Annotated in this window: 14 protein-coding genes; all 14 read right to left on the reverse strand. The window is 48.2% G+C overall.

Annotated elements, in window-relative coordinates:
* Positions 1-136: 136 nt before the first annotated feature.
* The 14 genes from CS562_RS08265 to CS562_RS08325 all read right to left on the reverse strand — a co-directional run bounded on the left by CS562_RS08265 (position 137) and on the right by CS562_RS08325 (position 12,352).
* Positions 137-832: a GNAT family N-acetyltransferase gene (locus CS562_RS08265; RefSeq protein ID WP_099854905.1), complete on the reverse strand. Its 696-nt coding sequence runs from the start codon at positions 830-832 to the stop codon at positions 137-139.
* Between the two features lie 233 nt (positions 833-1,065).
* Positions 1,066-1,950, reverse strand: coding sequence for a serine/threonine-protein kinase (locus CS562_RS08270; protein ID WP_099854907.1), 885 nt, complete (start codon positions 1,948-1,950; stop codon positions 1,066-1,068).
* Entirely contained in the window at positions 1,947-2,531 is a 585-nt protein-coding gene (locus CS562_RS08275; RefSeq protein ID WP_099854910.1) for a GNAT family N-acetyltransferase, read from the reverse strand. Before CS562_RS08275 ends, CS562_RS08270 begins: the two co-directional genes overlap by 4 nt.
* Positions 2,528-3,109 carry a DJ-1/PfpI family protein gene (locus CS562_RS08280; protein ID WP_099854912.1) on the reverse strand — a complete coding sequence of 194 codons (582 nt, stop codon included), beginning with the start codon at positions 3,107-3,109 and terminating at the stop codon, positions 2,528-2,530. The genes CS562_RS08275 and CS562_RS08280 overlap by 4 nt, the downstream gene beginning before the upstream one ends.
* A gap of 20 nt (positions 3,110-3,129) precedes the next feature.
* Positions 3,130-3,252 carry a hypothetical protein gene (locus tag CS562_RS33370; RefSeq protein ID WP_256336659.1) on the reverse strand — a complete coding sequence of 41 codons (123 nt, stop codon included), beginning with the start codon at positions 3,250-3,252 and terminating at the stop codon, positions 3,130-3,132.
* Positions 3,253-3,292: 40 nt separating this feature from the next.
* On the reverse strand, positions 3,293-4,213 hold the full coding sequence (locus CS562_RS08285) for an SDR family oxidoreductase (RefSeq protein WP_099854914.1): 921 nt from the start codon (positions 4,211-4,213) through the stop codon (positions 3,293-3,295).
* 61 nt (positions 4,214-4,274) lie between these two features.
* Positions 4,275-5,591 (reverse strand): F390 synthetase-related protein, encoded by a 1,317-nt coding sequence (locus tag CS562_RS08290; protein WP_099854916.1) that lies wholly within the window; start codon positions 5,589-5,591, stop codon positions 4,275-4,277.
* A complete protein-coding gene (locus CS562_RS08295) occupies positions 5,588-6,448 on the reverse strand; it encodes an MBL fold metallo-hydrolase (RefSeq protein ID WP_099854918.1) in 861 nt (286 codons plus the stop codon). Before CS562_RS08295 ends, CS562_RS08290 begins: the two co-directional genes overlap by 4 nt.
* Positions 6,442-7,437: an NAD-dependent epimerase/dehydratase family protein gene (locus CS562_RS08300; RefSeq protein ID WP_099854920.1), complete on the reverse strand. Its 996-nt coding sequence runs from the start codon at positions 7,435-7,437 to the stop codon at positions 6,442-6,444. Before CS562_RS08300 ends, CS562_RS08295 begins: the two co-directional genes overlap by 7 nt.
* A complete protein-coding gene (locus CS562_RS08305) occupies positions 7,434-8,732 on the reverse strand; it encodes an ATP-grasp domain-containing protein (RefSeq protein WP_246318283.1) in 1,299 nt (432 codons plus the stop codon). The genes CS562_RS08300 and CS562_RS08305 overlap by 4 nt, the downstream gene beginning before the upstream one ends.
* Positions 8,722-9,723, reverse strand: coding sequence for a beta-ketoacyl-ACP synthase III (locus CS562_RS08310; protein ID WP_099854922.1), 1,002 nt, complete (start codon positions 9,721-9,723; stop codon positions 8,722-8,724). Before CS562_RS08310 ends, CS562_RS08305 begins: the two co-directional genes overlap by 11 nt.
* 257 nt (positions 9,724-9,980) lie before the next feature.
* The gene (locus CS562_RS08315) at positions 9,981-10,862 is read right to left on the reverse strand and encodes a TIGR01777 family oxidoreductase (RefSeq protein ID WP_099854924.1); all 882 of its coding nucleotides are present in this window, start codon (positions 10,860-10,862) and stop codon (positions 9,981-9,983) included.
* An 82-nt stretch (positions 10,863-10,944) separates the two neighbouring features.
* On the reverse strand, positions 10,945-11,466 hold the full coding sequence (locus CS562_RS08320) for a hypothetical protein (RefSeq protein WP_099854926.1): 522 nt from the start codon (positions 11,464-11,466) through the stop codon (positions 10,945-10,947).
* A gap of 154 nt (positions 11,467-11,620) precedes the next feature.
* On the reverse strand, positions 11,621-12,352 hold the full coding sequence (locus tag CS562_RS08325) for a YdcF family protein (protein WP_099854928.1): 732 nt from the start codon (positions 12,350-12,352) through the stop codon (positions 11,621-11,623).
* Between the last annotated feature and the right edge of the window lie 25 nt (positions 12,353-12,377).

Below are 12,377 nucleotides of genomic sequence, written 5' to 3' on the forward strand. Positions count from 1 at the left end.
ACGGATATGCGCTACAATGACTTATTGCAGGTTCTTTTGTACAAAATTCCTAATCATTGCTGCAATAACAACTTTTGATCCCGAGTTTCAACACAGCGGATTGATGTCCTTCATTTAACACAAATGATTGCATCTTTTATGACGAAGTCGTGATGTTGAAATCCACACCAAACTGGATTAGTCCCAGTTTTCGGGCAACAGTTTGTGAAGCTATATTATCCCATGATGTACTATAGATTGGAATGCGCCCGCTCTCTTTAACATAATACTGCCAGCACTTTACCGCCTCCGCTGCATAACCCTGTCCTCTGAAATTAGGCGCCGTATACAGACTCGCCTCAGCACCCTGTTGGGATACACGGGCCGAACAACATACAGCGACAGCCGAATCCTCCATAACATAAGCAATAACGGGCATTTTTTCATGCAGATGCTCTATTAAATTAGGAAAATGCTTTTCCAGCAGAAAAGTACGATGACTCTCTATACGCTGAACATTCGGATGCCATTCGCCGCACTTCTCGGGAAATGCATAAGCCGGGCCCATCCATACACTCTTCACTGGCTTAAACGTCTCCACTCTCCGAATCAGCTTCGCAATATCGAGCGGAAGCTCAGTGTCACAGCCTAGCTCCTCAATCAGAGTGAGCGGCAACTGCTCATGATAATAAGAGCATTGCCCGACAGAAGTTATCCCTATAAATAAGGCTGGAGCCTGCCCACCATCCGGTTCGTTAATACTTAACAGACGCTTCTGATTGTCCATCGTATACAATGTATTTGCCTGAATTTTCATCATATCCATGGGTGAAAAGTTTGAAATGGGATCCATAACTACGGTATGAACCTCTGTAATAATGGTTCGCCTACACTTCTTTTTCGAGCGTCATGCTGCTTCAGAAAATCAGTTATTAATCCTGATATCGTATATTTGCACATTGGCTATACCCCCTCATTAATTTCCATTATACGGTATATACCGTGCAGATACGAATCAAATGTGCACAATTGCGTATGAGTAATATATTAGAGGACTTTAAAATCTAGACAGTGATTCAATATCGTTTATTGATCCTGCAGCACGGCTTTTTTCCATGCTTCACCCAATTCAGCAACCGATGTATAACGACTTGCCCGCTCAGGGTCTACTGCTCGAATAACCACCTGGTACAACGCTTCTCCCGCATCCCATCTGGCATATGAACGATCCAACTCTCCACCCAGCAGGGAGAAAGCCATCGCTCCTAAGTTGAACACATTCGTGATTCCATCCATTGGTGCACCCAATTCAAATTCCTCAGGAGACATAAACCGGGATGATCCCCACATCCGTCCCATCGTATTCGTGAAAGAGCCCTTTCGATACAAATCAATATCACATATTTTCATCGTTTGTTTGTCAAAATCATAGATCAGACTACCATCGTAAAAATCGACAGCCACATATCCTCTCCGTTGCACTTCGATGTGAAAATCCAAAATACGCTCCATCGCCTGAATACGTGTCTTTACCGAAAGCTGTCTGAATCGATAATAAGGGGAACGAGGGTCCTCATACTTGGCTGGTGGTGGAAAATCCCAATGGGAATGCAGACATTCTCCTTCCACCCAATCGAATACACAGGCGTAGCCATGTTCCGTTGCAAAATGTTCTTTTAAATGAATCAATGTGTCATGTGTCAAATCTTCGTATATGGAAACGGATGATTTCAAATAATGAATCGCTTCGGCAGGTGCACTTATACTGTTCGCATGTATCGTGCATGCTCCAGCATATTTCACGAATATCCGCTTTCCGTCCAGACCCAGAATACCAAAGGACAAATTGCCGGAATCCTGCTGATCAAACACACGGAATACAGTACCCAGGCGCGCGATCCACTCGAATGAATGAGGTTCTTTTAACTTAAAAGGAATGCCGTCAAGTTCAAGCTGAACCGTGTCCGTCATAAGTCACCACCTGCTTCAACATGCTCATCGCTCATATTCAAACGACGCTCAGCATAAAAGTACGTCATATGCGCTTCATCGTAACCTTTTCCCTGAACGACCAGTGCATTGCGCTCAATGCCATAGGTTTCAAATCCATGCTGCTCATACAATCGCCTTGCTGACCCGTTTGTGGTAACCACACTGAGATTGATTTGCTCTATGCCTTCCAATTCCCTGCCCCGATCCAACACTTCGCGGAGCAAGCGGGAAGCAAGTCCACATCCACGATAAGACGGTGCGACATAAACTCCCCAGATGTATCCTTTGTGCCTCAGCTTTAGTCCCTCTTCTCTTTTGAATCCCATCGTTCCTGTGAGTATGCCTTCTTCTGTATATGCACCCAAAATGTAATCATCAGCTTCATTATGTATACGTTCCTGCACTTCACTCATGGGAAGCTGAATCGACATTTCAAATGAAGCCCCGAAGGCTTCCGGGTGATTTCTCAGCGCTTCCAGCCGTAAAGGCCAATATTTCTCTGCCTCATCTCTGCGTAAATTGCGAAGGATGAACACGTTCTCCTTTTGACCTTCATTCATGCTTCAACCACTCCCTGCATGTCATAAGGATAATCGATCTGGAGCTTCACATTATCTGCAGCTTCCTGGCCTGCAAGCAAACCTACAACATAGACCCCAAGATCAATGGACGTCGCTACCCCGCCGGCTGTAATCACATTTCCGTCTTTCACAATCCGGGTTTGAATCACCTCGGCAACGTATGGCTCAAGCAGTTCATAGACATTGGGATGCGTTGTTGCTTTTTTACCTGTTAAAAACCCCGCTGCCCCCATCAGCAGAGAGCCTGTGCACACAGATACCTTCAGTGGAACATTCTCGGCCTGTCTCAGCCAGCCCACAAAAGCCTCATCGAATCGAAGCTTGCGTGTTCCCATGCCACCAGGCACAAAAACGAGATCATATTCCGCCAAATTAGGCTTCACCCGATCCACCTTCAACGTTAGGCCTGATTCATCCGTAACCTGATCAGTCATCGCACATGTGTCCCACGTCGTGCCTTTGGTTTGTTCAAAGAAATTCAACCGATTGATCACATCATAGAATCCTGCAAAATCAAGGAAAGTCAAACCGTCAAACAAAACAAAAGCGATTTTCATATGAAGCCCTCCAGTGTTTTTTATTTCGACGCATCCCGCTCCATAGCTTCTTTCACCCAATCACGTTCTGGTAGTTTACTGTTGATACGGAAGAGCAGGCCAACAATGGATAGCAGTAAAATAATGACGATGATTTCGAACATAGCTCTTTACCCCCAGCATATTAGTTGAGTGCATTTTGCCCTACTTCAGTCCACGCGCAATAATCCACTCCAGCCATTTCCAGGGAAGCAGCAGCTTGCCGATGATAAGCAAACGCGAGCCTTTACCCAGCGCATAACGAAGCCTTGGTGCACGCATCCGTGCAATGCGAGCAATCAGATCGGCCACTTCCTGCGGATCAGGTGCAGTATTCCCAGCATGCTGGGAATAACGAAGAACCGCATCCAGCTTATCTTTATATGGAGAATGTTCGCTCCTGTGAATTTCACCCAAACCTTTACTCCATATGGGTGTACGATAAGCACCCGGCTCTACGAGCACAACCCGGACGCCGAACGAAGACATCTCATGACGCAAACTTTCCGTGAAACCTTCCACGGCGAATTTGGATGCAGCATACGGCGCATAACCTGGAAAACCGGACAATCCACTGACGCTGGACAAGTTGATGATCAATCCCTGCTTTTGCTCACGCATGACTGGCAGGACCGCACGTGTAACGGCAATCAAGCCGAACAGATTCGTTTCCATTTGCCGACGCCAATCATCCATGGATACTTCCTCAATAAATCCGCCAAGTGCAAACCCTGCATTGTTCACCAGCATATCGATCCGCCCATAGTTTTGAAGTACCGTCTGAACAGCCTCCTGCACCGAATCAGCAACCGTTACATCCAGCCGAATAACCTGTAACCGATCCGAGATGCCCGCCTGCTCCGCCAGCCTTACTAATTCCGCATTCCGACTCAAATCTCGCATCGTTGCCACAACACGATATCCTTGTTTAGCCAGCGTAACCGCCGTAAGCATACCGAACCCACTCGATGTCCCGGTAATTAACGCAATAGGAGCGTTTGAGTCGAACTCTTCCGGTTTCCCCACGGTTGAACCTGTTTCGCCCTGTATATGATTGTCCTCTGTCTGTATCTTCTGTTCTGTCATCTGCTTCACCTCTTCCCTCGATGGATTTTCCTTCGTTAAGACTATCATCAAAACGCTTCACTCAAGTGTGCTGTCTCTCCACTCGGCGCAGCTTCGTTATTCCCGGTTCAAACGTATAAGGAACGAATCTGATATCAGGTACATTACATTCCAGCCGCTCTCCCAGCTTCGTCATCTCCCTCTTCACATTGGCTTCCACCTGCTGCATCCCTTTTCCTCCTCCAAGCCGAAGTGATACTTCCAACATCCCATTACCTCGCTGTACGACCCGATAATGCTCAATAGCCGGAGAGGCTGCAATCACTGCACGCGTAACAAAATCCGGAAATACAGGTACGTCTTCGCCCGTTTGTCGATGTGGAAAATAAAGCGTGTCATCACACCGGCCTTCGATCCGCTCAATGGCAGTGAACGAAGACCCACAGGCACAAGGAACCGCTGCCTCGGTCAGAATGTCGTTCAGCCGATACCGGATAATCGGCTGTGATGTTCTGGAGAAGTCCGTGATCACAGGCACGAACCTCCGGGTCGTGGGATCAATGAACTCTTTTTCAATATGAACAATATCTTCATTCAAATGCAACGTACCGAAGCTACAGGTTGCGCCCAGAAACCCTTCCGTACACTGGTACACCTGATGAATGGTTTGCCCAAAAATACTCTCCAGCACCTTGCGATCCAGCGGGTCCAGCACTTCAGCAACCGAAATGATTTTGTCCGGTACAGTGGTCAATGTGCCTGACGTATAAGCGTCAGCCAACATTCTCAGCATGGAGGGCGGCGCTACCCATATGGTGGGTCGGTATGTTTCCATACGTTCAACCAAGGTATCGACACGCTCTAACAGATCAAAATATTGAAATTGCAGCTTACCCCGCTGCACCGATTCATACAGATTACTGTTGGCCCGGAGGAAAAAGGAAATCTTGGCAGGTTTCCACAGTCCGCCAGGCAGGAGCTTGGCCAGCACCGTCCCTGTCCACGCATCCTGCTCCCGATCACTCACCAGGAACACCCCCCGGTTGCCTGATGTGCCTGAGGACAAGCCTACCGTCACGCCCTGAACGGATGGCTTGAAATCACGCGTTTCCTCGCTTTCCCCGGCAAGAGCCATCGCTTCGTCCTTGGAAATGCCCACTGTGTTGAGCCGATCGAAATGCTGCATCATGATCGTTTTGTCAATTAGCGGAAAGCTTCTCCAGTCGGATGCATCAACATCACCCCACCACTCCCGGTAAAAAGGTGACTTCTTACGAACCCGCTCCACTTGCCGAATGATCTGGCGTTCCTGCCAGCGTTCAAGCTGCGCTCGTGTTTTCCATTTTCTCAATCCCCGTGCAAGTGCATAATGATAGACAATACGTAATGTGTTGCTCATATGTACTCACCCACTGTACCCCAAGCATTCAACACTTCACGGCAATGACTGGGCACAATCCGAATCGCTGGAAACTGCTGATACAACTGAACGAGTCTGTCAAAGTTTCTTCGATACGCCTGACGATCCGACATAATAATTCCAGCGAGTTTGTGAGGTCTGCGTTGTTCCTGAAAAGCACGACTCGACCACACCGCGTCCGCACACAGAAAATAGTCATGCGACTCCGTACTAAGCAAAATTCCCATCATGCCTTCCGCATGACCCGATACGTCAACACCCAGCAGACTGCCATCACCGAAAATATCGTATACCTCGGAAAAGGGAAAATCCTCACCCGCTCTCACCCATCGCTCCGGCTGCTTAATAACAGGCAATGATCGGGCATCAAAGTCCTCTGGCAGCAGGCCGGGCAGAAAGCCTGCCTTTACAGCCGCAATGGGTCCAAGTGAACGCACGGCGTCATAGGCTCTTGGCAGATAGATCAATTGCGCCTGTGGGAAATCCCGCACACCTGCAATATGATCCCCATGAAAGTGCGAGAGGATGATGTACCGAATATCCGATGCTTTCAGCCCTAAACGAGCCAGAAAATGTACCACACTGTCATCTTCACGATAGACCACAGGTGTAATATGACGGTACAGCGCGTTTGGCAAATGAGCGGTTTCCTTGAAAAAACGGGAGCTATATCCCGTGTCCAACAGAATCGGACCATGTACAGGATGAATGATACACGCAAAGCCGGCCGGAAAGGCCACCGGACGCAAACTTCCACCACGCAGCGTCAGAAACTCCGGATGTGTACAGTAACCTGCTGCGCCCAAATGAAGCTTTACCGAAGTTGTTGTCAGCATGATTCAGCCCTCCACCAGTTAGCAAATTGTTGTAACCCCTCATCAATGGTCAACCGAGGTACATACCCCAGCTTCTCACGGGCATCCGTAATATCCAGCGTCTGCGGGATAGATAACGAACCAACCGTATAACGCGTCAATTGAGGTTCACCTAACGCAGGAATCAAGCGATATACACGTTCCAGCACGGAGGCTGCTCCGTATGCTGCTCTGTAGGGAATGTTTCGACGGCGTAAAGGCATTTCCAACATTCCAAATAACGTGCTCATCAAATCCTGGAACGGTCTCGGATCTCCATTGGAAATATTGTAGGCACGACCCAGCGCTTCTGTCTTGGCATCCCTGCATAACAACAGCGCATCCACCACGTTATCCACACAAGTCAGATCAATGAGTGCCTGTCCGCCTCCGATCATAGGTACACCCGATTTGCCATTTGCTGCTACGATTCTGGGAAAAAGGGTCTGGTCATACGGGCCAAAAATAGCTCTCGGACGAATCATGATCGATGGAAGTCCCTTGGCATGAGCCTGTAAAACCACCTGCTCAGCGAGCCGCTTGGTGGCTGCATAATGATTAGCTGGTTTGGATGGCAAGGGGTCATTCTCATGTATGTCATATCGCGGACTGTAGTTAAAATATAAGCTCGGCGTTGATACATGAATGAAGCGCTGTATGCCACCTTTCATACAACGGTCCACCAAATGCTGTGTCCCCTCCACATTGCTGCTGTAAAAATCCCGATATTTGCCCCATGGCGACGATAACGCCGCACAGTGAAACACAACATCCTGACCCGAACAGGCCTCAATCACCGCCGCCTGATCCCGTATATCTCCGTTATAAAATCGAATGCCTGCTGCCTCAAGCTGTGCACCGTGCTTTAGCTGGCGCCCCATACCCGTAACTTCCCAGCCTTGCTCTACAAGCCGTATCGCCAGATGCCTGCCCAGACATCCGGTTGCTCCTGTAACCAAAGCTCTATTCATCGTTGTTCACCGTTCCATTCTATGTCGTGAGTCAAAGCTTCAGTCAGCGAAAACTTATGTTTCCTTGCCAGACGCCAGGCGGAGAGTACAATTGCAAATTGCTCAAACAAAGGTTTCATATCGAGTCTCAGATACACCACATCTCTCGTTCCCCGCCAGGCTGTCATCCATGTCCGCAGGCTGCCCTTCCCCCAGAGCTGCTGCAATCCACTTCCCAACATCGGAAGCATCAACATCGCTTTGCTTCCTTGCTTGGGGATGATCACCTTTGCTGCTTTCACCAGTTCTTCTGGTGCAATTAAAGCACGTACCAAGCCATCACCAGGGTGAAACAAATGGATTCCACTGGTCGCCCTCGGATTACACTCAATAGCATACACTTGTCCGTCCTCTGTTTCGATAAAATCAAAACCAATCTGCCCGCTAAGCCCTGTCGCCTGTACAAATTGCCTTACCCACTCGTAAATTCCTTCATGCTCCACATGTTCAAAAAAAACACTCGCCCCTACGCTACCCGTTCGATAGCGACTGTCGTAGGTCGTATGAGCAACGATTTTCCCTTCATAAGCTACGCTGTATGTACATAACATTTGCCCGGCAACATAAGCCTGTGCAACCCAAGGGGAAGCCGAGGATATTTCCGTGTCACCAGGAGGATCATTCCGCAAACGGTGCTGCTTCATTTTACCTGCGTATATCTTCTGATCAGGTGCGTCTCCATCAAAGTCTGTTGTGGAGGATATCGGCGGCATACGAACTCTGGCAGCAAAACGGGAGTATACGGGCTTCCATACCCATTCCCCCTCTATTTCTAGAACAGCCTGCGCTTCCCTCCACTCCTGCCGACTGTTGATCAGACGGGTATCTGGAACCGAAAGACCAAGCGACTTTGCAAGCTGGATAAAGTGATATTTATGATGCAAATCATGCAGCTGCTCTATAGGCGAAACAAGTACACGGCAGTGATCACGCAGTCGCTCTGCTCCTTGAGCAATATAAAAAACTTCTTCACACATTGGAATCAACAAGTCGATCTGCCAGGTTTGAACCAGACTCTCCATCTCTAACAAGTAATTCTCTGTTTCATGACGTGGAGATGGAACCATGAAGCACTGCTCCACCGCACTCGACAATCTGCACAAATGATGCACCATGCTCTCCGCGACGTAAACCCGGTGACCTGCACGATGAAACATTCGCGCCAAATCGAGGGTTACCGGAGCCCGGCCGCCCGTGAGCAGCACATTTAAGGACGTAGATGCTTGATGTTCATTCTTCATGAATCTAGTAGTCAAAAATAAGTCCTCCCAGTGATAATCCGGCGGCTGTTCCGATCATTAGCACCCGATCTCCCCTCTGAATGCGCTGCTGCTTGATCGCTTCATGCAGACCCATCGGAATGGAAGCGGCAATGGTATTGCCATGATTTCGTGTAATGTCCATAAAACGTTCCTCTTCGATTCCTAGCTTCTTGCGGATCAGCCTCATCGCCATGGCACTTCCCTGATGCGGAATTACCAATTGGAAATCCTTCATCTGATTACCGGTTGCTTGCAACATATCGTCAATAAATGCTGGCAGCAACCTGGAAGCCATACGGAAGATGGCCTGTCCATCCATATGAAAAAGATAGGGCTCCGGCTGCTCTGCCACATAATTTGAGGCATGCAGACGAGTGCCCCCACCAGCAATTTCTGATAACCGCGCGCCGCGGCTGTATGTTTTCAGCGAGGCGTGCACAATCTGCGAAGACTCTCCTTCAGCAGAGCGTTCAATAATCACAGCAGCAGCTCCATCACCGAACAGGGCAGCACTTTCCTTGTTCGACCAATTCAACCCCTTTGAAGCGATCTCCGTAGCTACAAGCAGCACCCTTTTATAACGCCCGGCATCCACCATATAGGAGATAACATCCAACCCGTTCAGGAAACTTAAGCAGGTCGCATCGATGTCAAAAGCCGGTACACCTGAATCCTGCTGTCCCATCGCCTGCTGAATGAATACCGCCGTACTGGGTAAAGGTTGTTCCTTCGTACCGCTCGTGCATACCAGACAGTCTATATCTGCGAACGTCAATCCCGCATCGGCAAGTGCGGCTTCGGCAGCCCTCGCTCCCATGAAGGAAGAGGTCTCTACACCCGAAGCGTAATGGCGAACACCTACACCTGTTGCTTTGCTGACCCAGCCCGCAGGCACCTGCAAACGGCGATCTAACTCCTCGTCGGTTACTTCCTGTTCAGGCAAATACTTGCCTGTTCCAACAATTCTCACTCTTCTAAGCTGCATATGACCTACCTCTTTCTCTTCTTCTGACTGACGATATAAGTTCAACTAATAAATATTTACACTAACACTCCGATGACAGAACAACCTTTCGCTCGCTGTTATCGTGTAGATGTTTAGCAGATATATCTAATTGAATTTACACTTCACTCCGCCTGGCTAAACGCCATGACGAAGTGAAGAAAATACAGCAGAAGGGCAGATATCTCTGCCCTCCCGTTGTGTTATCTTTTTTTATTCAGTCATGTTGATTCATTTCCTTACTTCAAGATCTCGGCCAGTGCAAGATCGAGCGTATCATATCTGAATGTAAATCCTTCTCTTTCCAGCCTCTCGGGAATAACCCAACGGCTTTTGAGAACCAGTTCCGTTTCGGTCCGAATGAATCGCGCTCCCAGTCCTAACATCCAGCGAGGCGAAGGAAGTCCAATCCGAACTCCCATCTGCCGCCGCAGACTCTCCATAAGCTGGCGGTTCGTGACAGGATGCGGAGAGGAAGCATTAAATACACCCTCCAGTTGCGGATGCTGCTGAACATAGATAACCATGCGGAACAAATCCTCTATATGGATCCAGCTAAACTGCTGGGTTCCAGGTCCTTGTGATCCACCCAGCCCAAAGCGGACCAGATTGGTCAGTGGCTCCATGACGCCACCTTCTCCAAGCACAATGGCAATCCGTAATGCAATCTGACGTGTAGACGGCAGACTGAATTCAAAAAAAGCCTTTTCCCACGCCTTGGCGACATCCACCGAGAATCCAGAGCCAATCTCGCCCTCTTTCTCCGTCATGGGACGATCTTCTGCATGTCTGTATATGGTGGCTGTGCTTGAATTAATCCATAGTTCAGGAGGATTGCTACAAGCCAGAACAGACTCGCCCAAAATGCGGGTTGTGCGTGTTCTGGATTCCAAAATGATTTTGCGGTTCTCATCCGTGTAACGGCAGTTTACGGATTTTCCAGCCAGGTTAATCAGTAATTCTGCACCTTCAAGTGCCTGTATGATTCCAGCCTGGTCCTCCCAGGCAATATGACCGGGCTGGCGTGAGATAATGAGCACTTCATAACCAAGCTTCTTGAATCTGTCGGCAAAATCCTGACCAACAAACCCTGTTCCACCCGCCAACACAACCTTTTTCACGGTATCCCCTCATTTCCCCATACTGGGTAAAGCAACTACGCTATATATGGACTAACACCGTCTGCGACCGTTTTGTTTGATTTTAATTTGTGCCCAATGCTGCGTATAAGCGATTGCGTTCTTCAATCGCCCATGTATTCGCTGGGTTTTGCTCCAACTGATACATGAGCTCATCATGGAAATCATGAATCATGAACCCTTCAGGCAAACTCCCCAGCATGGCTGTAAAATTGTATTCAGGCAGTTTTCTTTGTCCTTTACCGATCTGCTTCAACCATTCCATCCATTCGGCAAGCGTCAGCACTTCTGCCTGCCATAGTTCGGCCTGTAATCCAAGTACATCCTGAAGTTGCTCATAAGCAGATGGCTCGGAGAAGGGACGACAAGCTTGCACAACCAGCTCATACAACTCGATAACTGCGCGCCGTACCTCATGCTCAAGCTCGATTTCCAACCCTTCCATGAAGTCCTGAACTTGAATTGTCAGCCCGTCATCGTATAGTAATGGTGCGTGTGCCAACAGACGTACAATCTCTTCCATGTCGTGCGCTGAAACTTTCTTTTTCTCATAGAGAGCAGGTAACATATATGCTGTAATGATCATTCACTCCTAGATCGTTCTTCTATTAATGACGTATATTATATCATGATTTGGCGGGTTATCCTTGAATCACTTTAACGATGACAAAAAAGGCAACCTAACTCTTTCAAGAGAGCGTAGGCTGCCTATCTGTTCTTATAGGAAAAGCAAACAGCATCTAAATAAATGCTTTAACCGATGCAAAATACTCCCGTATCATATTGATCGGTTTTAAATAACCCGGTGAAGGAGCGGAGATGCCGTATTCGGCAGCGTAACCGTTCTTGGCGGCCAGGTACTTGGATCTGAACATGTGGTAGTCACTTGTGACAATCATGATCTTGGGATGCTCCAGCCCGGATGCATCAATGATTTTTTTGGAAAATGCCATATTCTCCTGGGTGCTCGTCGATCGATCCTCCATAATGACTTGTGTGGGGCTGATCCCCTGATCAACAAGGTAGTTTTTCATGGCGAGTGCTTCAGGAATGGATTCCCCCGGCCCCTGACCGCCGGATACAATCACAGGCGTCTGAGGATGACTGCGGATATAGTCCAGACTGGCATCCAGTCTTTGTTTCAAAGTCAATGACAATTCTGTTCCCTTGATGCCCGAACCAAGAATAATGACATAGTCCGCTTCTTCCGGATCATTCGCGTTAAGCTGAGTAAACACAAGGGCTTCAATAATAACAAATGAAACTGCAGCAATCCCGAAGCCAGTAAGCAGAATGCGTTTCAACAGGATATGCTTTTGATAATCAATTCGCCTTAACACGATAAAGGCTACAGTGATCATGCCAAAAAACTTCACCGCGAAGTTCCAGCCCCAGAAAACAAGGAAGAACACAAAACATGCAATGAAAATAAGATCAAGGATCAGGCCTTTTTCTCGTATAAATTTTTTCATAAATCCAGTAACACTCCTTCTCGGA

This window comes from Paenibacillus sp. LK1 (assembly GCF_002750415.1).
GTDB classification, from domain to species: domain Bacteria; phylum Bacillota; class Bacilli; order Paenibacillales; family Paenibacillaceae; genus Paenibacillus; species Paenibacillus taichungensis.